Here is a 25,086-nt window from a genome sequence, read left to right on the forward strand (position 1 = left end):
GGAACGGATACGCAATTCATGACAACCCATACCTCCCCGGCCCCGATCCGCATCGGCATCAGCAGTTGCCTGCTGGGCGAGCCGGTGCGCTATGACGGCAACCATAAGCGCGACCCGTTCATCACGGAGGTCCTGGCCCGTTACTTTGAATTCGTGCCGGTGTGTCCGGAGGTGGGCATCGGCCTTGGGGTGCCGCGCCCCCCGATCCGGCTGGTGGACACGCCGGACCACCCGCGCGCGGTGGGGGTGCGCGACCCCGCGCTCGACGTGAGTGACCGGCTCCGCGTCTTCGGACGGCGCACGGCCACCGCACTGTCAGACCTCAGCGGCTATCTGTTCAAGGCCCGCTCGCCAAGCTGCGGACTCGACCGGGTACCGGTGTACCGGACCACGGGGGGCGTGGCAGGGCGCGGCACCGGGCTCTATGCACGGCAGATCGTGAAGCGCCACCCATTGCTGCCGGTGGAGGAGGAGGGGCGGCTGAACGATCCGGCGCTGCGGGAGAATTTCATCGAGCGGGTATTCGCCTACCACCGCTGGCGCACACTCTGTGCGGCGCGGCTCACGCCGCGCGCGCTAGTGGCCTTCCATGCCGCTCACAAGCTGACCTTGATGTCCCATGGCACGGAACACTATCGGACGCTGGGCCGTTTGGTGGCGGATGCCGGGGCCCGGTCGATGCAAGGCCTCGCCGCGGAGTATGCCACTGGCTTCATGGGGGCCCTGCGCCACTTGGCCACCCGTCGGCGCCACACCAACGTGCTTCAGCACCTGTCCGGTTATCTCAAGCGGGTGCTGGACCGGGACGACCGGGCGGAGTTGCAGGAGACGATCGAGGCGTACCGCACCGGGCTGCTGCCCCTGGTGGTGCCGATCACCCTGTTCAAGCACCACTTCCGCCGTCAGCCGGATCCGTACATCGCGCAGCAGGTGTATCTACACCCGTACCCCGAGGAGTTGATGCTGCGCAATCACGTCTAGCTCGGGGCTCCGTGCAGGTTAAGCACCACCTTTGCAATGCTGAAGTAGATCAACAGCCCGGTCGCGTCCACGAAGGTGGCGATAAACGGCGCGGACAACACGGCGGGATCCAATCGCAAGCGCGACGCCGCCAGAGGAATGACCGCGCCCACGGCGTTGGCCCAGATCGTGATCACCACCACCGTGAGGGCGATGGTGGTGGCAATGGGCGCGGGCTGTCCCCATAGCATGACGCGTAAGAACCCCACGACCCCCAGGGCGAGCCCCAACAACAGGCCGGTATAGGACTCGCGGCGCACCGCGCGCCACCAGTCGTTCCAGTTGACCTCGCCCAGGGCGAGACCGCGGATGATGGTGGTCACGCTCTGGGAGCCGGTGTTGCCGCCGGTACTCAGCACCAGGGGGATGAAGAACGACAGGGCAACCACCGCTTGGATCTCGTTCTGAAAGCCGCGCAACACCGTCCCGGTCAGGGTCTCCGCCAGGAACAGGAGGATGATCCAGGAAAAACGCCGCCGCACCACCTGGATCACACTGCCGCTCCAGTAGGGTCCCAATTGCCCTTCGCCGGAAACGCCGCCGAGGCGCAGGATCTCCTTGGTGTTCTCCGCGGTGATGATGTCCACGATGTCGTCCACCGTCACCGCGCCTAGCAGGTGTCCGGTTTCATCCAGTACCGGAAGAGTCAGCAGATTGTAGGCGGCAAACAGGCGCGCCACCTCACCTTGGTCCGATTCCGGATGCACCGGAACCGGCGGCGGTTCCATGAGCGCTCCCATGGTCTGATCGCGGTCAGCGATTACCAGGCGGCTGAGTGCGAGCACGCCGATCAGCAACTGGTCCTGATCCACCACGAAGACAGTTTCAATAGACACATAGCGCTCGCGTTCCGCGCGCAGCAGGTTCACCGCGTCCTCCACCGTGGCGTCCGGGCCCACGACGATGGGGACCCGGCGGGTCATGCGCCGGCCGATGGCGCTCTGAGGGTAGTCCAGCATCAACCGGAAACGTTCCTGGAGCCGGTCCGGAATCAGCGAAACGATTTCTTCGCGCCGGGAGCGGCTGACCATCTCCAGGATACGCACCGCGTTGTCGGCCGGAACATCGCTGACGAGGGCGGCGATCTCCCGGTCGGAGAGATCGGCGATCAACGCACGATGCACTTCGGAACGCGACTCGAGCAGGACCGGCACCGCGGCCCCGTGCTTCAGCAGCCGGAACACCTCGGTGCGCTGGTCGGCGGGCAGACTCTCCAGCACCTGAGCGGCATCGGCGCTGTGGAGTCGGCCCAGCCAGCGGGCAAGGGTCTTGAGGTCGCGGGTCTTGGCCTTCTCACGGGCGCGCCGGAGCAGTTCCCCGTGATGGGTGCGCGGAAGACGGTATTTCCACATCTCGTCCGTTCCTTCGTTGCGGTGGGCCCGGGCCGCAGTCCTCGGGTCGGCGTCGGCGCAGGATACACCAAGGCGCTTGTGAGGTATTAATTCGTTGCATTGGAATCGGCGACCGCAGCGCCACCCGGCCTCCGACAGCGGTACCGCACGCGCAGCGGATACCAAGCAGCGCGTGCCCCGGCCGGGCTCGGCGGCGCAGGCAGCGACGGTCCGGGGTTTGCGGCGCAGGCGGTGGTACCGGGATTCGTGGCCGTCAGGGAACGGATCAACGACCGCGATTATGCGGGTGACAAGGCGCAGCGAAGAAGGCAGGCGGCGTTTCCGTCTCTCGCCTTGGCCGACACGTTCAATGCTACTGCCCCGGTCCGCCGCCCCCTTACTACGATGGAAAGGCAGGCCGGAGGTTCTGGTCTCACAAGCTATTCTTTCGAGAACTGTTCCTGCTTCGCGCGGAACAATACCGAGATGTCGGCGTCCCCGAAGCCCGCGTCCATCAGCCGCCGGTAGTGCACCAGGGTCATCTCCACCAAGGGCAGGTGGGCGCCGAAGGTCTGGGCCATCTGCTGGCAAATCTCCAGATCCTTGCGATGCAGCGCCACGCGGAAGCCGGGTTCGAAACGCCCGGCTGCCATCCCCGGGCCGCGATGGCTCAGAAACCAGTTTCCGGCGCCGCCGCCGCCCACCACATCGATGACCCGATCCAGGGGCAGGTCCAGGGCCGCGGCGAAGGCCAACGCCTCACTGACCGCCTGGTTGATTCCGGCGGCCATCACCTGATTAACCGCTTTGGTGGCCTGCCCTGCCCCAACCAAGCCCATGTGCACGATGCGTTGCGCTACGGATTCCAGCACCGGGCGCACCCGGTCCAGGGCCTGCGCCGCGCCACCCACCATCATCGCGAGAGCGCCGTTGCGCGCGCCTTCCACTCCACCGGACACCGGGGCATCCAGAAATTGCGCGCCTGCGTAGGCCAGCCGTTCCGCGCAGCGCCGGGCGGTGTCGGCCCGTACTGTGGAGGTATCCACCACCACCGTGCCGGGCCGCACCGCCGGCAGCAGCGCCTCGATCATAGCGATGACATCGTGGTCCGCCGCTACACTCAGCAACACCACGTCGCAGCGCGCCGCCAGCGCCGCCGGATCGCTCGCCACCGCGACACCGGTGGATTGGGCTAACGCATCCGCCTTGGCGCGGGTCCGGTTCCACACCGCCTCCAGGAACCCGGCACGGGCGAGGTTGGCGGCCATAGGCGAACCCATGGCGCCGAGCCCAATGAAACCCGTCTTCATGGTTCGTGCGTCCTTCACCTTCAACATCGGAACTTCTCGGGGAGCCGCATGGCCGCCGCGTCTGGTGACGCCAGCTACCCGGCGTCGACCACCCATGACCGCAACCGCGTCGACGACCCGCCAGCGTGATCGGATGGCAACGCCTTACACCGCCCTGGGCCGATGGGCCACCACCCGCAACCGCACGTAGTCCAGGACCCAACGCCCGTCGGCGCCACACAGGGCACCGAGGGCCTCCCGGACCTCGTCCAGAAATCGCCCCTGGCGGTCCACAGGTAGCGCTGCCAAGAAGCTTCCGCAGAAGGTTTCCAACCATCCACGAATGTCCCCGGGCAGGGGCGTGGGGCGTTCGAAGTGTTGGAGGTGTTCCACTTGGAAACCCTGGCTCTGAAGGAGGACGCGGTACGCCTCCGGCGCCGGGAAATACCACGGATCCGCGGCCGTGGGATCGATGCCGTGGCGCGTGCTGATCCGGTGCAGGGCGGCACGCACCGCCGCCACGTTGCCCGCGCCGCCGAACTCCGCCACGAACCGTCCGCCGGGACGCAGTGCGCGCCAGACGCCTTCGGTCACCGCACGCGGTTGCGCCATCCAGTGCAACGCGGCATTGCTGAACACCGCGTCGAATTCGCCATCGAAATCGAGCGCCGCGCCGTCCATCACCCGCGCGTCCAGTCCGCGGGCGCGGGCCGCCTGTACCTGGGCGGCGCTGGCATCCACGCCGACGACTTGGCACCCGCGTGCCGCGAGTTTCTCGGTGAGTGCCCCGTCCCCGCAGCCCAGATCCAGGATACGTTCCCCCGGCGCGGGCGCGAGCAAGTCCAGCAGCGGTTCCCCAAGCTCGGCCACAAAGCGTGCATTGCGCCGGTAGCGTTCCGGATCCCAGGTCTGGCCACCCAACGGTCTTTCCTCGTCGTCAACACCGCCGCCTGCCAAACCCGGCGGCGCAGCGTACGCCAACCGGAGCCGTTAAACAGCCACGCAGGTAGCGCCTGGTTTCACCGATTTGCGGCTTGGATCCTGCGGACCGAGCGGCGCCGCTGCCACCCCGGCTACTGCACCACCCCGCAAGCCACCCGGGCGCCACCACCACCCAGGGCGGCGGGGGCGTCCGAGTAGTTGTCGCCTCCGGCGTGGATCACCAGGGAATGCCCCTTCAGGTCTTTCACCTTCAAACGTGGCGCCAGTACCGGGGTGGTTACGTCACCCGCGGCGTCCGCGTACAGCGCCGGCAGGTCACCCAGATGGCCGCGCCGGTAAGGCCCTTCGTGATGCCCGGTCCGCCGCGGGTCGAAGTGTCCGCCTGCCGCCAGACCTGGAACCGTCTTGCCATCCTTCGTACCGGGCCCGCAGGCCGGCTTCTGGTGCAGATGAAACCCATGGATCCCGGCGCTCAGGCCGTGCAACTGCGGAGTGAACAGGGCACCGTAGTGGGTATTCGTCACCCGAATGGTGCCGATCTCCTGCCCCACACCCGCGGGGGTCACCAACCGCATCTGCACCACCTGCTCCGCCGCCTGGGCGGTCCCCGCACCCAGCACCAAACCCATCAGCATCATGGAACGCTTGTTCATGGCCCAACCCTCCCGTCCGGTCCCTGACCCCATCCGTGATCGGCCCGCTCTCCCCCGAGCGACACCGCGAATGGGCACTATCCCATGGTAGCAGATCACCGGGAACGGGAACGCCAGCGCCCGAGGCACCCCGCAAGCGCCGCCTCCAGGACCGGTGGATGCAGGAGCCTCAGTCTTCCAGGTAGGTATAGCCCTCCAACCCCGCCTCCAGAATCTCCAGGTAGTCGGTGCGCTGCGCGGCGCTGAGGGGCGCGGCCTGGATCTTGGCCCGGTAGCGTTCCTTCAGGTCCTCCGGTTCGAAGTGCACGTAGCGCAGCAGCGCGTCCACGGTGTCGCCGCGTTGAGCCTCCTCCAGCCGGTAACCGCCGTCTTCGGTCAGCACCACGTTCACCGAATCGGTGTCACCGAACAGGTTGTGCATGTCCCCCAGGATCTCCTGGTAAGCGCCCACCAGGAAAAAGCCCAGTAAGTAGGATTCGCGGGGGTGGCACGCGTGGAGGGGCAGGGTGGTCTCGATTCCGTCACGATCCACGTAGTGGTCTATGCGCCCGTCGGAGTCACAGGTGAGGTCTTGGATCACCGCGCGCCGCGCCGGGGCCTCGTCCAGGCGATGCAGGGGCACGATGGGAAAGATCTGGTCGATGGCCCACACGTCGGGCAGGGACTGGAACACGGACAGGTTGCAGAAGTATTTGTCCGCGAGCTTCTCGTTGAGTTCGTCCAACACGTCGCGGTGCGCCCGGATCGCCGGCTGCAGCAGCGGGCGCACCTTCCAACAAGTCGCGTAATAGATCTGCTCGGCCCGGGCCCGCTGGGCCAGATCAAGGACCCCGTGGGTATACATGGACTGGGCCTCCGCCAGCCAGTGCGCGGTATCGTGATAGACCTCCAGGGCGGAGCGCTCCGACAAACCCTGCAAGGCGCGCCACAGATCGTGCAGGATCATCGGCTCGTCATCCCCGGGGGCGCCGTCGCACGCGATGCCCGGGGCACACTCCACATCAGTGACGTTGGTCACCAGCACCGCGTGATGCGCGGTCATGGCACGGCCCGACTCGGTGATGATGTCCGGGTGGGGCAGGGATTGCTCTGCGCACACCTCCCACAGGGTATGCACCACGTTGCGGGCGTATTCCTGCACCGTATAATTCATTGAGCAGAAACTGCGCGAACGGGTGCCCTCATAGTCCACCCCAAGACCACCGCCCACGTCCACACAGGCCAGGGGCACTCCCAGGGTGCGCAGCTCAGCGTAGCAGCGCGCCGCCTCGCGGGCGCCGCGCTGTATGTCGTGGATGTTGGCGATCTGGGAACCCAGGTGAAAATGCAGCAACTGCAGGGAACCCAGCAGCCCCGCCGCGTCGAGACGCTGCACCACTTCCAACGTCTGAGCCGCGGACAGGCCGAACTTCGACTTATCGCCACCGGTGTTCTGCCACTTACCCGCGCCGATGGAGGCGAGCCGCACGCGCACCCCCACCAGTGGCGTGACGCCCAGGGCCCGGGATTCCTCGATCACCAGATCGAGCTCGGAGAGTTTCTCCACAACGATATATATCCGGTGGCCCAATTCGCGGCCCACCAGCGCGAGCCTGACGTACTCCCGATCCTTGTAACCGTTGCACACCAGCACGCCGCCGGAGGGCACCAGGGCGAGCGCCGCCATGAGCTCCGGCTTGCTGCCGGCCTCGAGGCCCACGCGCCCGTCGCCGTGGCCAAGGATCTCGGTCACCACGCTGCGCTGTTGGTTCACCTTGATGGGATAGACGGCGGTGAAAGCACCCTGGTAGCCGTCGTCCCCCATGGCAACACCGAACGCCTCCACCAGGGTATCCACACGATCGCGCAGGATATCGACGAAGCGCACCAGGACCGGCCAGGACAGTCCGGCGTCGCGTATCCGGTACGCCAATTCGTACAGGTCCACCGGCTCCCGACCGTGATCACGGCTGGGGCGTGCCACCAAACGCCCGCCTTCGCCAACGTCAAAGTAATCGCCCCCCCAGTGAGCGATGTTGTAGGTGTCGCGCGCGTCCTGCAGTTCCCAGTCGGCCATGGCGGACAGTTTCGAGTTTCACCCGCCAACTTGCAAGCGCGCGCGGGAATCGGCCGGGGTTCCTTGCCTCGGGGCCGCCGGGATGGCTATCATCCGACCGGCAACGCACGACGATCGAGGGCGGTACATTGAGCGAGCTGGATGAAGGGTGGTTCACGGAAATCGCGGCGGATGCGGGCACCGCATTTTCCCTGCGTCTCACCGGGAAGGGCCGGCTGCACGAGGAGCAGAGTCCCTACCAGCGGATCGAGGTCTACGACACCGCCACCTTCGGGCGCCTGATGACCATCGACGGCTTCGTGATGCTCACCGACCGGGACAATTTCATCTACCACGAGATGATGTCCCACCCCGCCCTCTACACCCACCCGGATCCACGGCGCGTGCTGATCATCGGCGGCGGCGACTGCGGCACCTTGCGCGAGGTCCTGAAGCACCCGGAGGTGCGGGAAGCGCAGCAAGTGGAAATCGACGAGCGCGTGACCCGCGTGGCGGAACAATACTTCCCGCAGTTGTGCGAGGCCAACCATGATCCGCGCGCGCAGTTCCACTTTACCGACGGGATCCGGTTCCTGAAGGACTCCGACCCCGGATACTTCGACGTGATTATTGTGGACAGCACCGACCCGATCGGACCCGCGGAAGGCCTGTTCTCGGAGACCTTCTACCGGGACTGCCTGCGCGCTCTGAACAGCCGCGGCCTGCTGGTCGCTCAAAGTGAGTCACCGCTGCTGCACACAGAACTGCTGAAGGCCATGCACGGGGCGATCCGCGGCGCCGGCTTCCTGGACGTTCTGACCCTGCACTTCCCGCAGCCCGTCTATCCCTCGGGCTGGTGGTCCGCCACCATGGCATGCAAAGACATGCCGCTCTCGGGGTTCCGGGAGGACGACGCCCGGGACAAGCCGTTTGAGACCCGCTACTACAACGCCGGCATCCATGGCGCGTCCATGGCAGTGCCGGAGTTCTTCTACCAGGCCCTGATGTCCTAAAGCTCGTCTGAGTCACCATTCCGCCACTACGGCGGTGGCCATCGCGCGGGTGCCCAGCGCCGGCAGGGCAGCGGCGTGCGCGCTGGCGGCTACCGCAGAAAACCACCGGGAATTAGGGACTAACGGTCCATCCGATCGATTAGTAGTGCAATCAGCGGCACGACATATGGAATAGTGGCACGGCGCCGATCGTCCCACCGTAGCAACATTACCCAAATTATAAATTGAGGATGGAGGAATCACGATGGCAAATCGATTCAACATACGGCTCCCCGGCGCACTGCTGGTGGCACTGGCCACCGCATTGTTCGCCGGCCTGTCCCCGGCGGCGCTGGCCGCATCCCATGACGGCATGAGCGCGCCCGCGGAGGCGGTCCAGGGCCACCACTACAGTGCGATCTTCCAGATTGATCATGGCGGTCACAAATTCATCAAGAAAGCATTGAACAGCATAAAGAATCTGCTGGAACCAAGGATCTCTACCCCTTCATCACGATCGTCCCGTCAGGGGTCGGAGAAATCACCCTGCGGGAGGCCCAGGGGTGGGCGTATATCCATCCCAGCGCCCCGCCCGCCGGCGGTTTCTGATCCATCTGTCGCCCCGCCGTCCCCGCCGCTCGGGTGGGGACGGCGCCTGGGTCAGCCGCTTCCATCCCCGCACCACTGCTGTACCGCCTGACGGGCCTGCTCCATGGTCTTGGCGTACGCCGCATCCGATAGGATGACCCGGTTTCCCCGGGCGTCTATGTCGTACAGATAGTGGGCAGACGCATAAACCCGCAGACGATCACGGGCGACGGCACAGTTGCGCTTACGCTGCTGCGCTTCGCGCTGGGCACGCTCCTCGCGCGCGCGTTTCTCGGCATGTTCTTCGTCGAAGGCGCGCAGCAAACGCTTGCGGCGCAGTTCGTGCTCGGCGCGGTCGGGATCCTCGCTCGCCGGGGGCGCGGGCGCGGGCGTGACCCGGGTGGCGCCCAAGGCACCGGGCTGGTCCCCGAAGTGGACGCTGCCGTCGGCGCCCACCCAGCGGTAGATCCCCGCGCCCGCCCCGACGCCGGGGAACAGCGACAGGATCATGAGCAGGGCGCCGGGCAATGCGCGAGACATGGTTATACCCCCCTCGGTTCCGGGTTGTCCGAAGGTTATAGCGGTCGGCGCGCGGCGCAACTGTAAAACGACCTGGATCAGGCGGGTTCCCGCAGCCGGTCGATACGCAGCCGCTGGCGTTCGTCGAACAGGCGCTTCGCGCCCAGCCAGACCGCCCCGACGGTGCCGAACCCGGTGCCGGCGGTGATCAGGAACATGATCAGGATCTGGTATTTCACCGCCTCCACCGGCGGGCTGCCGGCCAGGATCTGACCGGTCATCATGCCCGGCAGGCTGACGATGCCCGCCGCCGCCATGGCGTTGAGGATGGGGATGAGTCCGCTGCGGGTGCTCTCGCGGCGGATCTCGCCGATGGCCTCGCTCCAGTTGTCTCCCAGCAGCAGCCGCCCCTCGATCATGGCGCGCTGCTGCCAGGCGGATTGGGTAAGCCGGTCCATGGCCACCGCGATCCCGCTCATGGTGTTGCCCAGCAGCATCCCAAGCAATGGAATCGCGTACTGGGGCTGGTACCACGGCTGGGGACCGATGACCACCACCAGGGCCAGCAAGGTCACAGAGAAGGAGGATACAAACATCGACAGCGTCCCAACCCCAAAGCCCCACCAGCCGGCGAGCCGCCGACGCTGGCGCGCCATCACCTCACGACCCGCCATCAGCAGCATCACCACGGAGATGGCGCCGATCCAAACCAAGTGCACCTGGGCAAACACTGCCTTGAGCACCAGCCCCACCAGGAGCAGTTGGACCGTGGTGCGCAATGCGGCAATGAGCAGCGGGCGCGCCACTTCCAGCCGCAGCCGCACGGAAAGTGCCGCCAACGCCACCACCAGCAAGGCCGCGAGCCCCAGGTCCAGCGCGGTGAGTTGGATCAGGTGCACGCGGCCTCCGCACCGATGAGCCACTGTCCGTTCAACATACGGAAGTGGCACGTGGCAATGCGGCCGAGTTGGGCATCGTCGTGCGCGACCCAGACCACGGGCGCGTGGTGGACACGGCGGTAGTCCGCGATCAGCGCTTCGACTTGGCCGCGGCTGTTGGCATCCAGGTTGGCGGTAGGCTCGTCCAACAGCAGCACCTGTGGCTGGTTCACCAACAACCGCAATAGCGCCAGCCGCTGGCGTTCACCGGTGGACAAACGGCGCACCTCCCAACCGAGCACCTCCGGTCCGAATCCGAGCCGTTCCAGCCCGGCGACCCCGGCGGCGGGAAAGTGTGCGCCCACCCGATCCGCCCACCACGGACTCTCCGCCGGCAGCAGGCCCACGCGACGGCGCCAGTCCGGGGGCGCAAAACGGCGCGCGGGTACTTCGTCCAGATAGACTTCACCCGCGTGCGGATCCAGGTCTGCCAGGGCCCGCAACAGCAAGGTCTTGCCCGCACCGGACGGGCCGCTGAGCGCCGCGCACTCCCCAGGACCCAGGACAAAATCCACTGGCCCGAGAAACGGGGTGCGCAGCTGCTCGACGTGCAACCGGCTCAGAACCGCTGCTCCACGCGGTGCGCGCGATTCCGGTGGGGCGCCGGTGTCTTTACAGATTCGAGATCCATCCGGTATGGTAACCGTGTCCATCTGCCGGCGTCAGCCGAATCCACGGTCGAGAGGTCCTGATGAAAGAGCCGGTCGTCGTCCAAAAGGGTCCTTTTCTGCTGGAACTGGAACCGGGCACCTACTGGTGGTGCGCCTGCGGACGTTCCCAAAATCAACCCTTCTGTGATGGTTCCCACAAGGATACCGGCTTCTCGCCAGTGAAGTTCGAGGTCACCGAAACGGCCCAGGTGGCCCTGTGCGGATGCAAGCACAGCGCGCAGCACCCATACTGCGACGGCACCCACAAACACCTCGACTGACGCGTCGGCCGGACATTCAACGCAGAAGCGCCGACGCCGGGCATCAGCTGCGCTCCGACGCACCCCCCGCGTCGCCGTCCAGCCCGGACGGAGGGAGATGCACGTAGCGGCGCACCAGAGTTGCGAACTCCTCGCGCGGCAGGGGATGGCTGATCCAGAATCCCTGTCCCGCGTGCACACCGAGGTCCTTTAGAATCCGGTATTGGGCCTCGGTCTCGATCCCTTCCGCCACCGTGGTACAACCCAGGCCCTGGGCCAGCGCGGTCACCGCCTGGACGATGGCCCGATCCACGCCGTCGACATCGAGACCCCGCACAAACTCCTGATCGATCTTGATCACCTGCACCGGCAATCGCCGCAGGTAGGCCAATGAAGCGTGGCCGGTGCCGAAATCGTCGATGGCGAAGCGCAGGCCGAGGTCCACCAGGCTGTGCATGGTATGGGCGCTGCGCTGCACGTCCTGCATCAGCGCGGTTTCGGTGACCTCAAACTCCAGGGACGTGGGATCCATATGGGCCACCGCCAATGCACGGCGCAGTTTGAGCGGAAAATCCGGGTTGCGGAACTCGTCGGCGCTCAGGTTGACGGATATCCGCAGGCGCAGACCGGTCGCCTGCCACTCGGTCCAGTCGCGGCACACCCGCCGTACGGTCCACTCTCCGATGGCGGAAATCCAGCCCGTGGCCTCTGCGAGCGGGATGAACTCCGCCGGCGGCACCAGTCCCCGTTCCGGATCCTGCCAGCGGATCAAGGCCTCGGCCCCCACTACCCGGCGGGTATCCAACGCGATCATCGGCTGATAGTGGATCACGAACTCGTCCCGGGCCAGGGCCCGTTCGATGGCATGCTGAAACCGCACCCGGGCCACGCTTTGCCGGCTGCTGTCCGGATCATATAGGCCGATGATCCCGCGCCCGTCGTGTTGGGCCACATGCACCGCGCTGGCCACCGCGCGCAGCAGATCATCAGCGGTATCCGCATCGTCCGGGAATGCGGTCACCCCGATGCTGGCGTGCAGCCGCAGCGTGTGCTCGCCGATCTCCAGGGGTTGGTTGATAGCGTCCTGCAGGACGCGCGCCAAGCGGTGGACCCGCAGCAGATCGGCCCCCGGGACACCCACCAGGAACTGCTCCACGCCCAGGTGGGCAACCAGACCCTGCGGGTCCGTGTGGTGAGTCTGAAGCCGGATGGCCACCTCATGGAGCACTTGGTCCCCTCCCGCCGCGCCCAGGACGTCGTGGACATCGGCGAAGTCGTCCAGATGCACTTGCAGCAGTCCCACGGGCCCGTGCGCGTCCACCAGGGTGCGGTCCAACCACTCCCGCGCCGCCAGCAGATTCGGCAGGCCGGTGAGCGGATCCCGGCGGCTCTCCTGGGCGAGGGCGCGCAGGTGGCCACGCTCGCGGCTCAGCAGCACCCGCGCCAGGCCCACATAGCCCACGAGCCCGAACAACCCGAGGCCCAGAAACGGGGCGCTGGTCCGCCACCAAGCCGCCCAGACGGTACGCATCGGCACGCTAATGTAGACCGCCATGGGAAAGTCCCGGAGACGCGCATAGCGGCCGATGCGCCGCGTCCGGTCGCTTTGCACCTGTCCCTCGTAGCCACCCCCGGTCCGCGCCGGATGCGCGTGCATGGTTTCTATCAGCGGGCCGGTCATCGTCGTGCTATAGAGCCGCTCCGGGTGTGGGGCCGGCAACCGCGCCAGATGTATCCCGTCGTTGCGGATCAGTCCGATAGCGGCACCCGATGAGAGCTGGATCTGGACCCAGTCCCGGGTGAGGGTGGACAGAAGCATGGAGGCCTGCAGGATGTAGCGTGGGGTACCCCGGGGGCCGCGCACCACGTAACGCACCGGGATACGCCAAGCACCCAACACCAAGCCTTTCTGGGTACGGCCAACCCAGAGGTCGGGGGCGCGCAAAGCGGCGCGGATGCTGGCCAGTATCGCCGGATGGCGGCGCGGATCTGGAAGCCGGGCCCCAAGCGGACGCGCGGTATTGAGCAGCATCCTGCCATCGGGAGTAAACAACACCATGCTGGCCACGTCCGGGTGGCGGCTATCGTAGGTGTGGAGGATCCGATAGCGGCCTTCCAGGGACGGCGGGGTCTGTTGCAGGAGCAGTTCACCCAGATAGGGCAGGTCGTTGCCGAGGCCTCTCAGGGCGGCCTGCACCGCATCGGCGGCCATCCGCACCTCGATGGTCAGGGCGGAGTCCACCCGATCATAGGTCTCCTGCCAACTCCACACCCCGAAGACTATCAACACCAGCAGGCCACCGGCCACGAACAGGGCGGTGACCCGGCGCCACAAGCGTTCCGGCTCCGGAACCGGCGCAGGCAACGCGTCGAGGGCAATCGCGGCGGATCGCGGCGTTGGCATCGCTCCAACCTGAGGTGGGAGAGCCCGCTGCACAGGGGCTCTGGCGGCGGGAAGGCAGAAGCGCCAGCGACCCAGCCCGCCGCCGCGCACCCCCTGTTCCGCCCAGTCTATTCTAGCGAAAACAAGGGGTAAAGCCAGGGGGAGTGGCCGTTTCTCGATCCGGACCGTGATTCGGGCAGGGATACCACAAAAAAAGCGGGCGCCGAAGCGCCCGCAATTGGAGGAGGCACATGCCCCGGTCAGAGGTTGTAAGCCCGCTCGTCGTGGAGGGCGAGATCCAGGCCTTCGGTCTCCGCCTCTTCACTGACTCGCAGGCCGATGAAGGCGTCCACGATCTTCAGCAGGATGAAGCTGACCACGGCGTCATAGCCCAAAGTCGAACAGACGGCCACCGCCTGGGTCCAGACTTGGTGGCCCATGGTGACGCCTTCCTTGAGTCCGGCACCGCCCAGGCCCTTGGCCACGAACACGCCGGTGAGCATGGCACCGATGATCCCACCGACGGCATGCACGCCGAAGGCATCCAGAGAGTCGTCGTAGCCAAACATCGGCTTGAGCTTTGCCACCGAGAAGTAGCAACCCACGCCAGCGGCAACACCGATGGCGATGGCCCCCATGGGACCCACGAAGCCCGAGGCCGGCGTGATGGCCACCAGACCCGCGACCGCACCGGAGGCGATACCCAGGGCGCTCGGTTTACCGTGGACGATCCACTCACTGAACATCCAGGCCAGCGCGGCGGTCGCCGTCGCGATCTGGGTGGCCGCCATCGCCATCCCCGCAGTGCCGTCGGCTGCCAACTCGCTGCCGGCGTTGAAACCGAACCAGCCCACCCACAGCATCCCGGCACCCACCAGCGTGAGCATCAGGCTGTGAGGCGGCATCGCGGTACCCGGATAGCCTTTGCGCTTGCCCATGACCAGGGCCGCCATCAGACCGGCCACACCGGCGTTGATGTGCACCACGGTCCCGCCCGCGAAGTCCAGGGCACCGCGGCCTCCGAGCCAGCCTCCGCCCCAGACCCAATGGGCAATGGGGGCATACACGAAGGTCAGCCACAGCCCGACGAACCATAGCATCGCCGAGAATTTCATGCGCTCGGCGAAGGCGCCCACGATCAACGCCGGGGTAATGATGGCGAAGGTGAGCTGGAACATGGAAAACACGGTTTCTGGAATGGTGCCGCTTAGGGTGTCACGCCCCACGCCGGCCATGAAGGCCTTGCCCAATCCACCGATCCACTGCTGCATGCTCCCGCCGTCCCCGAACGCCAGCCCGTAGGCATAGAGCGTCCATAGCACCGTGACCAAGCAGGTGATGGCGAAACACTGCACCATGACGGACAGGGCGTTCTTGGCCCGAACCATGCCCGCGTAGAACAACGACAGGCCGGGCACGGTCATCAGCAGGACCAATGCAGTAGAGGTGAGCATCCAGGCGGTGTCGCCCGAATTGAGTTTGGCCGCAGTATCGGCCATCGCCAGGGTGGGCAACAACAAGGCCGCTATCGCCAGGACGCCGCGAGCGCCCGTGTACAAACGAATCTTCATGTGGAGGTCCTCCCGCCTGGCCTAAAGCGCATCCGTGCCGGTCTCACCGGTACGGATGCGAATTGCCTGTTCAAGGTTATAGACAAAAATCTTCCCGTCGCCGATCTTTCCGGTCTGCGCTGCGCTGCGAACCGCGTCAATCACCCGGTCCAGCAGACCATCGTCAATCGCGACCTCCACCTTCACCTTGGGCAGGAAGTCGACCACATACTCTGCGCCACGGTAGAGTTCGGTATGGCCCTTCTGCCGTCCGAAGCCCTTCACTTCGGTTACGGTAATGCCTTGCACCCCGATATCGGACAGGGCCTCCCGCACGTCGTCCAGCTTGAACGGCTTGATGATAGCGGTCACAAGCTTCATCGCATTGGCTCCTCTGTATTGCCCCCCGGATGGCCTGACACCCAGGACTCACCGGGGGACGAAGATCTGACCGCGCCCGGGTCAGAACCGGTAGATGCCCTCAATGGCAAGCGTATCCTGGCTCTTCACGAACCCCGCATCCGCGGGGAAGTTCCAGTCGTTGGGACTCGGGATGACCTCGACCCCGATCAGGGCGGCCATCTTCCCGAAGGCGAGGGAGGCGGGCCCGGTGGGGTAACTCCGGCAAGCCTGCTGCGCGTCGAACTGGCCGGTGTTGCTGATCCCGGACAGCGCGGTCACGCCAGCGTCCGGCCCGACGTTCAGCACCGCGGCGCCACCGAAACCATCGCTGCTGCTCCGGCTCATCGACAAGTCGCCCGTGTTGAAATGGAACGGATGAGTTGCGTGCCGAAAATCCGGTCGGTGGCCTGCCGCACAAAGCGGTGGGTCCCGGACCGCTCCACGTAACCGTTGATCCCGATCCGTCCAGCGGCCAGAATCTGGCCGCTGGGGGAGGGCACCGGCGCCGTGGACTTGCCCGCAACTCCGGCGCGGGAGGCTCCCGCACACCCCGGCATCCCCGCGGCAAAGCAAGTGATGGTAAGCGCTGGCATGGTAAAGACCTCCCCGTGCTCAACCGTATCGATGGTGTAGTGGAAGAATCCCCGTAGGCACATTTGCACGACCTGTGCCAAGGATATATACGCAATATAATCAATTATTTATTAAACATCGGTCCGATTGGGCCAGGAACTATGCACTAAAATGGGGAGCCCCGCCGCGGGCGATGCACAACTAAAGTGCGTTCGCGCCCGCGCCCAGGCAACCGCCGCAGTGGCGCAATGCATCCGCCCCGTCGCGGGACAGCAAAGCGTCCATTGGCGTAGACTTACGGGTTGAAGTCGCCAACAGGACCCGACACCATGGACCCCAAGATCCTGGATGACCTGGCGCGGCGCTTGGCGGACGCGGTCCCGCCAGCGATACGCGGCCTTCAGGAGGACCTCCAGAAGAACCTGCGTGCCGCGCTGCAGGGCGCCTTCGCGCGGCTCGATCTGGTAACCCGGGAGGAATTCGACGTGCAGGTACAGGTGCTGAGCCGCACGCGGGAGAAGCTGGAAGGCTTGGAGGCGCAGGTCGCCGCCCTGGAACAGCAGCTACTCAACCGCAAGCCGGAGTAGACACACCGCGGGTCGCGTACCCCGGGTGGCGCCACAGGAACACGGCGCCGCGTCCCGCCGCTTTCAGGAAAGGATGCCGATGTCGCTAGCGATTGCCTACAGCCGTGCGCAGGACGCCACCAGCGCTCCGCTGGTTACGGTGGAAGTTCATCTCGCCAACGGCCTGCCGAGCCTGTCCCTGGTGGGGCTGCCGGAGACCGCCGTCAAAGAAAGCAAAGACCGGGTGCGCGGCGCGTTGGTCAACAGCGCCTTCGAATTCCCGGCGCGGCGCATCACCATCAATTTGGCCCCGGCGGACCTGCCCAAAGAGGGTGGGCGCTTCGACCTCGCCATCGCCCTCGCGGTGCTGGCGGCTTCCGGCCAGATCCCCGCGGACGTCCTGGGACAGTACGAATTCCTCGGCGAACTCGCCTTGACGGGGGAATTGCGGACGGTTCGGGGAGTGCTGCCCGCATCCCTCCAGGCCCGCCACGACGGGCGGACCCTGGTGGTTCCACGTACCAATGCCGACGAGGCGGCGCTCGCCAGCGGCCTGCGGGTACTGGGGGCGGACTCTTTATTGGAGGTCTGCGCCCACCTGACCGGCCGCCAGCCCCTGCTCCCCCACGCGCGCCCCGCCTGGGCCGACGCGCCCCCGGCGTTCGACGACCTGAACGACGTGCGCGGCCAGTATCAAGCCAAACGCGCCCTGGAGGTCGCCGCCGCCGGCGGTCACAGCCTGCTGTTCATCGGCCCGCCGGGCACCGGCAAGTCCATGCTGGCCAGCCGCCTGCCGGGCATCCTTCCCCCCATGGAAGAACACGAGGCCCTGGAAAGCGCGGCCATCGTCTCCATCAGTCACCAGGGGTTCACCCCACCCGCGTGGCGCCGACGCCCGTTCCGCGCGCCCCACCACACGGCTTCCGGCGTGGCACTGGTAGGCGGTGGCGGCACGCCGCGCCCTGGGGAGATTTCCCTGGCACACCATGGTGTGCTGTTCCTGGATGAATTGCCGGAGTTCGACCGACGCGTGCTGGAGGTGTTGCGGGAACCCTTGGAATCGGGGCATATCACGATCTCCCGGGCAGCGCGGCAGGCGGACTTCCCGGCCCGGTTCCAACTGGTGGCGGCGATGAACCCATGCCCCTGCGGCTACCTCGGCGACGAACGGGGGCGCTGCCGGTGCAGCCCCGAGCAGGTACAGCGCTACCGTGCGCGGGTCTCGGGGCCGTTGCTGGATCGCATCGACCTCCACGTAGAGGCGCCGCGGGTACCCCAGGATCGGCTACTGGCGCGCGGACCCGACGGCGAGAGCTCCGCCCAAATCCGGCAACGCGTATCCCAGGCGCGGGCGCGGCAGATCGCACGAGGCGGCAAACCCAACGCCGGCCTGGCCAACCGGGAAGTGGAACAGTTCTGCGCCCTGCGCCCGGAGGACTCGCGTCTGCTGGAACAGGCCATGGAACACTTGAACCTGTCGGCGCGCGCCTATCACCGGATTCTGAAGGTCGCCCGCACCATTGCCGATTTGGCAGGCGCCGCGGAACTGCGCACCACCCACCTCACCGAGGCCATCGGCTACCGGCGCCTGGACCGCTCCGTACCACCTACTGCGTAAATGCCGGTTCAAAAACGCGTGAGGCCGGGTTGCCCCGGCCTCACGCACGCCGTCGCCGCTGGCCGGCTACTTAGAGTGGGAGACCATGTACTCCACAGCGTTCTTGATGTCCTGATCCGGCAGGTTCGACCCACCCTTGGGGGGCATCAGTTTGAACCCGTGCAAGGCATGCTGGAACAGTACGTCCATGCCTTTGGCCACGTGGGGCGCCCACAACACCTTGTTGCCGAACTTCGGCGCACCCATGACCCCCGTGGCATGACAGGCGGAACACACCGTGTGGTATACCTCCTCGCCGGTCATGATCTTTGCCTTCGCAGCCGCCGGGGCGGCGGCGGACGGCGCGGGCTCGCCCGCTACGTGCACTTGGCCTAACGGGGCGATCCGCGCCAACAACTGCGCCTGGGCCGCACGGCTCTGGCCCGTATTGGCGGTATCGAAGCGGCCTTCGAGATAGTGCGCAACCAATACGAATACCACTGCCAGCCCGGCAAGGACAATGAGAATGCCCTTGAAGGTTGAGATGAATACGTCGTCTTGATGACTCACTTCCGACTCCTCGCGTCACGATCCCGGCCATAGGATCCGCCGCACGGCGTAGCCACGCGCGCAGACCCGTTTAGGCCCCCGAAAAAGGCGGCCCACAGTATAGCCAGATTGTGCACGGGTTTGTACTCCGTTCCAGGGCGCGATCAGCGGCAGCCGCCTTGGCCGAGCCCGCACCAGTGAAACCGCGACGTGGATAGCCACTCAACTGGCGCGCTTCGGACCGCTGGGCCGCACGGAACCGAACGCCAGGACGGCTCCGGCAGGCGCGCAGCCCGCCCGCTCGACACCTCCCTCCCGGTGACCTGGGACCGCGGGCCACCGCCGCCATCCAGCCCCACGGAGCCGGCGGCTCAAGGATCGGGCCGCGCTGCCGCTACCCCACGTATCAGGAGTACGCACCGGGCGGTTCGCGAACCGCCCGGACCCAACGTCAAGGAACCCCGGCGGCATCGCACCGCGCCACGAAGTAACCGCGCCCATCCATCCGGGCGCAAGGGGTTGCCCATGAGTATCTCTGCCGTCGGCCCGGCCGTGCTGGGGATCCAACGCGGCCTCACCGACCTGAACCGCAACGCCCAGGCCATCGCCGACGCCAACCTGCGCAACGGCACGGGGGCACCGCCCAGCGTGCTCGGGCCGCTGGTAAACCTGCCTCAGGACCAGCTCCAGGTAGCCGCCTCGGTACAGGCCCTCAATGCGGTCGACACCGCCATCGGGACCCTGCTGAACGTCCAGGCGTAACCGCCCCCGCAGGGGACCGATCAGTCCCCCGCCCCATCGGCATCCGTCATGGAAGTCGCCTCGTTCACCGCACCCGCCCACCTGGCTCCCCGCGCCTCCGGGTCCGGCGCGGCCCTGGATACCCGGGCCGACCAGCCGCCACCCGCCGGACCGGCGCAACCGTTCCCGTCGTTATCACTGCGCCCCACCCCACCTGTGGCACGCCGGGTGGGGCGATCCACCGCTCCGCAGCGGATCTGGCCACCACCGCCCCAGCACCGGGCCCCGGGCCCGGAGGCAGAGCGGGTCCGGGTTCGGATGGCCACCGCCCAAGCGCCCTGGCAACCCACTATGGAGGAGGTCCGGCTAACGGCCGCGGCGGTCCGTCTCACCGCTACGGGCAACTGGGAACCGCCTGCGGAGGGGCCCATCAGCCGCGCCCGCGATGCGCCCCGGGTCTCGGCCGCCAACGCCCGCGCTGGTGTCGAGCGGTACCGCGGCACCGCACGCGGTCCCAGCCATTCGGATCCCACTGCTTGGGGACCCCCCCTCGACGTGCGCGCCTAGTGCGCACTCCCTGCGCCCACCTCGACGCAGGGTCGGCTAGGCCTTCGACACCGTCGCGACGCGCGCGGTTGAAAAATGCGATCTTTTGGGGGTATTGAAACAAGCCGCCCTGACGTTTCACTCAACGCGCGGCAAATCGGGCAATTTGATCGGCCCCCTCCCGGCCCATCCCCCCACCACCACCGTGGTTGACGCCGCTCATCCGCACGCCCATCCTGAAATCGACGGGCCCGCGGTCGCGGTGTGCCATCCGCGATCCAGCCCGGCCGGCGGCCTGCTCCACCCACTGGATGCACCATGCCCCTCACCGATCCGTTCGGCAGGACCATCGACTATGTGCGGCTGTCGGTCACCGACCGCTGCGATCTGCGCTGCCAGTACTGCCTGCCCAAGGGCTACGACGGTTTCGAGGAACCGGAGCACTGGCTGACCTTCGAGGAGATCGAGCGGGTGATCGGGGCCTTCGCGCGGCTCGGCGTGCGGCGTCTGCGCATCACCGGCGGCGAACCCCTGGTGCGGCGCGGCGTCCCGGAACTCGCGGCACGCCTGGCGCGGCTGCCGGGGCTCGACGACCTCTCCCTGTCCACCAACGGGGTGCGCCTTGCGCGCTGTGCACAGGCCCTGCACCAGGCCGGCGTGCGGCGCGTCAACGTGAGTCTCGATTCCCTGCGCCCCGAGCGTTTCCGCGCGATCACCGGCGGCGGGCGGCTGGACAAGGTCATCGCGGGGCTCATGGCGGCGAAGGCCGCGGGCCTAAGTCCAGTGAAGCTCAATATGGTAGTGATGGGCGGGGTCAACGACGACGAGGTGGAGGACATGGTGCGCTTCTGCCTGGAGCACGGTTTCACCCTGCGGCTCATCGAGACCATGCCGATGGGGAATTCCGGGCGCGCCGCCAGCGGCCACTATATTGATCTGCAGACCGTGCGCCGCCGCCTGGAAGACCGCTTCGAGCTGCTCCCCGGGGTGATGCCCGGCGGCGGTCCGGCCCGTTACGTCCAGGTGGCGGGGACCGATCTGCGCATCGGTTTCATCACCCCCATCTCCCAGCACTTCTGCGCCACCTGCAACCGGGTGCGGCTGGCGGCGGACGGCATCCTCTACCTGTGCCTGGGCCAGGAGCACAGCTTCGACTTCCGCACGCTGTTGCGCGCCGGGGCCGACGACACGGCATTGGACCACGCGGTACATCAGGCCATCGCGCGCAAGCCGGAGCGCCATGAGTTCCGCGAACACCCCGAAAAGGTGGTGCGTTTCATGTCCATGACCGGCGGCTAGACACGCCGCCCTGAAACCGTAGCGTCACCCCCACAGCACCTTCACCGCCAACGCCACCAGGAATAACGCGAACCCGCGCCGCAGCGCGACCGTCGGCACGCGATGGGCGATCCACGCGCCCAGCGGCGCGAACGCCACGCTGGCGATGGCCACCCCCGCCACCGCGGGCCAGACCACGAACCCGCTGGCGCCGGGCGGCAATCCCGCCGCATTCCAGCCGGTGATGACGAAGCCCGCGGCACCGGCCAGGGCAATGGGCAGACCGCACGCGGCGGAGGTGCCCACCGCGGTGCGGATCGGCACATTGCACCAGACCAGGTACGGCACGGTGAGCGAACCGCCGCCGATCCCCAGCAGCGCGGAGACCGCCCCGATGGCGGTACCCACGAACCCGGTGGCGATGGGCCCCGGAAGTTGGCGGTGCGGGGCCGGCGGACGACCGAAGGCGAGCTGCGCGGCCACCGCCAACTCGAACAGACCGAACACTGCGCGCAGCCCGTGCGCCGGCAGCAGGGCCGCCGCTACCGCGCCCAGCCCGGCGCCCACCACGATCCCCGGCGCGAGGCGTGCGAACACCGGCCAGGACACGCCGCCGCGGCGATGGTGGGCATAACCGGACGACAGGGAGGTGAATGCGATGGTGGCCAGTGACGTCCCGACCGCCAGATGCATCACGAGATCCTCACCGACGCCCTGGCCGCGCAACAACAGGGCCAATACCGGCACGATGATCAGCCCGCCGCCCACCCCCAGCAGACCCGCGGTGACACCCGCGAACATTCCCAGCAGAATATAGGAGAGCCACAGCACGGTAGAACTTTTACTCCGTCGCCCATCGACCGGGCTTCAGTTCTCACCCCCCGGAACCGACATGAAGGCGAGACCGATTCACGCCACCCCCGGGCCCCTCGAACCCCAAGGACCGAGCCGTATGGACCCCACGCCGTCATCCGGCCCCGCCCAGGTGTTGGACCCGCGCGCCGAACCCGCCGCCGACATGGTGCAGCATCCTGCCCCGGAAGGCGAACTCGGCCTGCGTGGATGGGTGGAGCGGCTCAACGCGCAAGGCATGCCGGTATTCGCCGGCACCGCGCGCGATCTCTCGCGGATCGCTGCGTCCGACGGCAGTTCGGCGGCGGAACTCGCGCGGGTGGTGCTGCAGGACGCGGGCATGACGGCACGGGTATTGCGGGTTTCCAACAGCCCGTTCTACAACCAGAGCGGGCACCGGATCAGCACCATCAGCCGCGCCGTGGTGGTCCTCGGATTCGACGCGGTACGCAGCATCTGCCTGTCCATCGCGGTGGTGGAGGCCATGGCCAGCGGGCGCGGCAAGGAGCGCGTGACGCGCGGCATGGCGCGCTCGTTCCACGCCGCGGTCCAGGCACGGACCTTCGCCATGAAACGCAAAGACGACGCGCCCGAAGAAGTCTTCATCGCCACGCTGCTCTACCACCTCGGGTCCCTGGCGTTCTGGAGTTTTTCGGAGGAACTCGCGGACCAGTTGGACGCGGCCCTGCGCCGGCCGGGCCAGGACCCGCGCGCCGCGGAACGCGCGGTGTTGGGTTTCGAGTTGCGTGACCTGACCCGGGAGTTGACCCACGAGTGGCAGCTCGGCGAGTTGCTGGAACACGCAGTCGACGACAAACAGGACGAAGACCCGCGCGTGCGCAACGTGGCCCTCGGTCACGAACTGGCCGCCGAGGCGGAAGCGGGTTGGGACGCCCCGGAGATGGACGCCCTCCTGGACCGGGTGGCGGAGTCACTGTACCTGCCGCTGGATCAGGTCACCCGGCTCGTGCATGCCAATGCCGACGAGGCGGCCAAGACCGCGGTCTACTACGGGGCCGGTTACGCGGACAGCCTGATCCCCCGGCCGCGCTCCGCCAAGCGCCCCGGCGCGGCACAGAGCGCACCGGGCACGGGCGCGGGCGCAGACACTGTTGCCGAAGCGGCGCCGGCACCGTTCCCGGAACCCGACCCCATGCTGCAACTGCAGATCCTGCGGGAACTCTCGGGCCTGCTGGAAACCAACCCGGACTTCAACCTGTTGCTCGAAATGGTGTTGGAGGGCGTGCACCGGGGCATCGGTCTCGACCGCACCCTGTTCGCGCTGCTCACCGCCGACCGCCGTACCCTGAAGGCCCGCTACGCCCTCGGTTGGGGACCGGACGACGTGCGCGAGCGCTTCACCATCGACACCACCCATCGGAGCCGGAATATCTTCGTCCACACGCTGGAAGAGGGCGAGTCCCTGTGGGTCACCCAGCCCCCGGAGCCGCGCCTCGCGCCGCTGCTCACGCCGCAGGTGGCCGCCCTTACCGGCGCCAACGGGTTCTTCGTCATGCCGATCGTGGTGCAGAACCGCACCATCGGCCTGTTCTACGCCGACCGCGAGCCCAGCGGGCGGCCCCTGGACGCGGAGAGCTACACCAGCTTCAAGCACTTCTGCCAGCAGGCCAACCTGGGGCTGTCCTACGCCCGCGGCACCCGCGCCGGCGGGCGGACCTAGCCCCGGCCAGGAGGGGCGGCATGACACCCGCGGTCCGATCCTTGCGCCCGGCGCCCGGCCGCCCCGCGCTGGCATAGACGTTCGGCCCGCCGAAGCGGTATTCTCTACAGCCCTCGCGCCCGTAGCTCAGCTGGATAGAGTGTCGGCCTCCGAAGCCGAAGGTCACAGGTTCGACTCCTGTCGGGCGCGCCATATTTTCAGTGGGTTAGGTGCGCGGCGCCCACAACAAGGGCGATTCGCCGCACCCGGGCCCGCAGAAGTTTTTCCGTAAACCCCGGTTTGCCCGCTTCGTTTATATAGTAGTAGGTCGCCGTCCGCCACCGATGCGGGGACTTCCATGGCAATGGCTCGCCAGCGCGGCCCACGCTGGGCGCGGGAAGGTGTACCTCAACCATGAAACAAATGGCTCGGCCGATCGATCGACCCTTACTGTGTTACCAACAACCCGCTGGATCGGATGATGCGGGAGATCCGGCGTCGGACCCGTGTGGTCGGTGCATTCCCCGACGGCCATTCTGCGCTGATGCTCTGCGCGGCCACGCAGCCACACATCGCCGGCACCCAATGGGGCACCAAGCGCTATCTGAGGGTGGAGCTGCTGAGGGACCTCGACGCCACCGAGACCCACGCGGCATGAACCCAGACCGGGGCCACCGCCAAACAAAAGTGCGAAAGAGTCTGGACACTACCCGCCGAGATCACTTGCGCAATGGCTTGCTGGATGAAGCGGTCCAACACCGTGGGAATACCAAGAGGTCGGCTTTCCCCATCTGACTTGGGAATTTCCACGCGCCTGACTGGCTGCGGACGATAACGGCCCGTCTCCAGTTGCACGCGGATTTCCGGCCAGTGGTGGCGGAGGTAGTCCGGCAATTCATCGACGCTCATGCCGTCGATACCCGGCGCGCCTTTGTTATGGCGCACTTGCTTCAATGCGCGTTGCAGATTGGCCTGTTCCAGCACTTGAGCCAGCAACGCTTGGGGGTGAATCGACTCCGGCTGTCCTAACGGTCCAGCGACGAGTTCATCCTTTGGTATGCCCGCAGCCTACATCGGCAGGTGGTCAGATGCGCTCCCGTCTCTCTCCATCATGGTCCTTCGTCTTTCATCGTTCGGGCCTTCGGCGGGGGCGCCGCTTACTATGCCCTCTG

At 66.9% G+C, this 25,086-nt stretch carries 24 protein-coding genes, 1 tRNA gene and 3 pseudogenes; 12 read left to right on the forward strand and 16 right to left on the reverse strand.

All coding sequences use genetic code 11. The features are described 5' to 3' along the window. Window positions 1-18 precede the first annotated feature (18 nt). The gene (locus B7Z66_12890; protein ID OYV75433.1) at window positions 19-981 is read left to right on the forward strand and encodes a hypothetical protein; all 963 of its coding nucleotides are present in this window, start codon (window positions 19-21) and stop codon (window positions 979-981) included. On the opposite strand, the gene B7Z66_12895 is transcribed toward B7Z66_12890, so the two are convergent. From B7Z66_12895 to B7Z66_12915, 5 genes are all read right to left on the reverse strand, one after another. Next, complete coding sequence (locus B7Z66_12895; GenBank protein OYV75434.1) at window positions 978-2,372, reverse strand: magnesium transporter; 1,395 nt, start codon at window positions 2,370-2,372, stop codon at window positions 978-980. The genes B7Z66_12890 and B7Z66_12895 overlap by 4 nt on opposite strands. A gap of 419 nt (window positions 2,373-2,791) precedes the next feature. Beyond that, window positions 2,792-3,688, reverse strand: a complete 897-nt coding sequence (locus B7Z66_12900; protein OYV75435.1) for an oxidoreductase — start codon at window positions 3,686-3,688, stop codon at window positions 2,792-2,794. Window positions 3,689-3,805: 117 nt separating this feature from the next. After that, window positions 3,806-4,561, reverse strand: a complete 756-nt coding sequence (locus B7Z66_12905) for an SAM-dependent methyltransferase (GenBank protein ID OYV75436.1) — start codon at window positions 4,559-4,561, stop codon at window positions 3,806-3,808. A 152-nt stretch (window positions 4,562-4,713) separates the two neighbouring features. After that, complete coding sequence (locus B7Z66_12910; GenBank protein ID OYV75437.1) at window positions 4,714-5,235, reverse strand: superoxide dismutase; 522 nt, start codon at window positions 5,233-5,235, stop codon at window positions 4,714-4,716. Between the two features lie 169 nt (window positions 5,236-5,404). After that, entirely contained in the window at window positions 5,405-7,291 is a 1,887-nt protein-coding gene (locus B7Z66_12915) for an arginine decarboxylase (GenBank protein ID OYV75438.1), read from the reverse strand. Between the two features lie 128 nt (window positions 7,292-7,419). Here B7Z66_12915 and B7Z66_12920 point away from each other — a divergent pair, with 128 nt between their 5' ends. Both B7Z66_12920 and B7Z66_12925 read left to right on the forward strand, forming a co-directional pair. Beyond that, complete coding sequence (locus tag B7Z66_12920; GenBank protein OYV75439.1) at window positions 7,420-8,283, forward strand: spermidine synthase; 864 nt, start codon at window positions 7,420-7,422, stop codon at window positions 8,281-8,283. A 331-nt stretch (window positions 8,284-8,614) separates the two neighbouring features. Then, window positions 8,615-8,871, forward strand: a pseudogene (locus tag B7Z66_12925) (hypothetical protein). 51 nt (window positions 8,872-8,922) lie between these two features. On the opposite strand, the gene B7Z66_12930 reads toward B7Z66_12925, so the two are convergent. The 3 genes from B7Z66_12930 to B7Z66_12940 all read right to left on the reverse strand — a co-directional run bounded on the left by B7Z66_12930 (window position 8,923) and on the right by B7Z66_12940 (window position 10,870). Continuing rightward, window positions 8,923-9,390 carry a hypothetical protein gene (locus B7Z66_12930; GenBank protein ID OYV75440.1) on the reverse strand — a complete coding sequence of 156 codons (468 nt, stop codon included), beginning with the start codon at window positions 9,388-9,390 and terminating at the stop codon, window positions 8,923-8,925. A 77-nt stretch (window positions 9,391-9,467) separates the two neighbouring features. Then, the gene (locus B7Z66_12935) at window positions 9,468-10,268 is read right to left on the reverse strand and encodes an iron export ABC transporter permease subunit FetB (protein OYV75441.1); all 801 of its coding nucleotides are present in this window, start codon (window positions 10,266-10,268) and stop codon (window positions 9,468-9,470) included. Further along, a complete protein-coding gene (locus B7Z66_12940; protein OYV75455.1) occupies window positions 10,259-10,870 on the reverse strand; it encodes an ATP-binding protein in 612 nt (203 codons plus the stop codon). Before B7Z66_12940 ends, B7Z66_12935 begins: the two co-directional genes overlap by 10 nt. A 128-nt stretch (window positions 10,871-10,998) precedes the next feature. Here B7Z66_12940 and B7Z66_12945 point away from each other — a divergent pair, with 128 nt between their 5' ends. Further along, complete coding sequence (locus tag B7Z66_12945; GenBank protein OYV75442.1) at window positions 10,999-11,238, forward strand: cytochrome C551; 240 nt, start codon at window positions 10,999-11,001, stop codon at window positions 11,236-11,238. A 43-nt stretch (window positions 11,239-11,281) separates the two neighbouring features. Here the strand turns inward: B7Z66_12945 and B7Z66_12950 are convergent, their stop codons facing one another. The 5 genes from B7Z66_12950 to B7Z66_12970 form a co-directional block, all read right to left on the reverse strand. After that, window positions 11,282-13,621 carry a hypothetical protein gene (locus B7Z66_12950; GenBank protein OYV75443.1) on the reverse strand — a complete coding sequence of 780 codons (2,340 nt, stop codon included), beginning with the start codon at window positions 13,619-13,621 and terminating at the stop codon, window positions 11,282-11,284. Window positions 13,622-13,860: 239 nt separating this feature from the next. Continuing rightward, entirely contained in the window at window positions 13,861-15,171 is a 1,311-nt protein-coding gene (locus tag B7Z66_12955; protein ID OYV75444.1) for an ammonia channel protein, read from the reverse strand. 21 nt (window positions 15,172-15,192) lie between these two features. Further along, window positions 15,193-15,531, reverse strand: coding sequence for a transcriptional regulator (locus tag B7Z66_12960; GenBank protein ID OYV75445.1), 339 nt, complete (start codon window positions 15,529-15,531; stop codon window positions 15,193-15,195). Window positions 15,532-15,612: 81 nt separating this feature from the next. Then, window positions 15,613-15,897: a hypothetical protein gene (locus B7Z66_12965; GenBank protein ID OYV75446.1), complete on the reverse strand. Its 285-nt coding sequence runs from the start codon at window positions 15,895-15,897 to the stop codon at window positions 15,613-15,615. Then, window positions 15,894-16,208 carry a hypothetical protein gene (locus B7Z66_12970; GenBank protein ID OYV75447.1) on the reverse strand — a complete coding sequence of 105 codons (315 nt, stop codon included), beginning with the start codon at window positions 16,206-16,208 and terminating at the stop codon, window positions 15,894-15,896. Before B7Z66_12970 ends, B7Z66_12965 begins: the two co-directional genes overlap by 4 nt. 246 nt (window positions 16,209-16,454) lie before the next feature. Here B7Z66_12970 and B7Z66_12975 point away from each other — a divergent pair, with 246 nt between their 5' ends. Together B7Z66_12975 and B7Z66_12980 are read left to right on the forward strand one after the other, a co-directional pair. Then, window positions 16,455-16,712, forward strand: a complete 258-nt coding sequence (locus B7Z66_12975) for a hypothetical protein (GenBank protein OYV75448.1) — start codon at window positions 16,455-16,457, stop codon at window positions 16,710-16,712. A gap of 79 nt (window positions 16,713-16,791) precedes the next feature. After that, on the forward strand, window positions 16,792-18,309 hold the full coding sequence (locus B7Z66_12980) for an ATP-dependent protease (GenBank protein ID OYV75449.1): 1,518 nt from the start codon (window positions 16,792-16,794) through the stop codon (window positions 18,307-18,309). A gap of 66 nt (window positions 18,310-18,375) precedes the next feature. On the opposite strand, the gene B7Z66_12985 is transcribed toward B7Z66_12980, so the two are convergent. Next, on the reverse strand, window positions 18,376-18,777 hold the full coding sequence (locus B7Z66_12985; protein OYV75456.1) for a hypothetical protein: 402 nt from the start codon (window positions 18,775-18,777) through the stop codon (window positions 18,376-18,378). A 585-nt stretch (window positions 18,778-19,362) separates the two neighbouring features. Here B7Z66_12985 and B7Z66_12990 point away from each other — a divergent pair. From B7Z66_12990 to B7Z66_13000, 3 genes are all read left to right on the forward strand, one after another. Continuing rightward, a complete protein-coding gene (locus tag B7Z66_12990) occupies window positions 19,363-19,599 on the forward strand; it encodes a hypothetical protein (GenBank protein ID OYV75450.1) in 237 nt (78 codons plus the stop codon). A 297-nt stretch (window positions 19,600-19,896) separates the two neighbouring features. Then, window positions 19,897-20,145 (forward strand): hypothetical protein, encoded by a 249-nt coding sequence (locus B7Z66_12995; GenBank protein ID OYV75451.1) that lies wholly within the window; start codon window positions 19,897-19,899, stop codon window positions 20,143-20,145. Window positions 20,146-20,442: 297 nt separating this feature from the next. Continuing rightward, the gene (locus tag B7Z66_13000) at window positions 20,443-21,423 is read left to right on the forward strand and encodes a GTP 3',8-cyclase MoaA (GenBank protein ID OYV75452.1); all 981 of its coding nucleotides are present in this window, start codon (window positions 20,443-20,445) and stop codon (window positions 21,421-21,423) included. A 24-nt stretch (window positions 21,424-21,447) separates the two neighbouring features. Here B7Z66_13000 and B7Z66_13005 read toward each other — a convergent pair whose 3' ends face one another. Continuing rightward, window positions 21,448-22,203, reverse strand: coding sequence for a hypothetical protein (locus B7Z66_13005; GenBank protein ID OYV75457.1), 756 nt, complete (start codon window positions 22,201-22,203; stop codon window positions 21,448-21,450). A gap of 91 nt (window positions 22,204-22,294) precedes the next feature. Here B7Z66_13005 and B7Z66_13010 point away from each other — a divergent pair, with 91 nt between their 5' ends. From B7Z66_13010 to B7Z66_13020, 3 genes and pseudogenes are all read left to right on the forward strand, one after another. Next, on the forward strand, window positions 22,295-23,935 hold the full coding sequence (locus tag B7Z66_13010) for a hypothetical protein (GenBank protein OYV75453.1): 1,641 nt from the start codon (window positions 22,295-22,297) through the stop codon (window positions 23,933-23,935). A 115-nt stretch (window positions 23,936-24,050) separates the two neighbouring features. After that, window positions 24,051-24,127: transfer RNA gene (locus tag B7Z66_13015), tRNA-Arg, on the forward strand. Window positions 24,128-24,371: 244 nt separating this feature from the next. Then, a pseudogene (locus B7Z66_13020) lies at window positions 24,372-24,572 on the forward strand (hypothetical protein). Between the two features lie 53 nt (window positions 24,573-24,625). Here B7Z66_13020 and B7Z66_13025 read toward each other — a convergent pair. Then, window positions 24,626-25,024 (reverse strand): annotated as a pseudogene (locus B7Z66_13025) (group II intron reverse transcriptase/maturase). Window positions 25,025-25,086 lie beyond the last annotated feature (62 nt).

This window comes from Chromatiales bacterium 21-64-14 (genome assembly GCA_002255365.1).
Classification (GTDB): domain Bacteria; phylum Pseudomonadota; class Gammaproteobacteria; order 21-64-14; family 21-64-14; genus 21-64-14.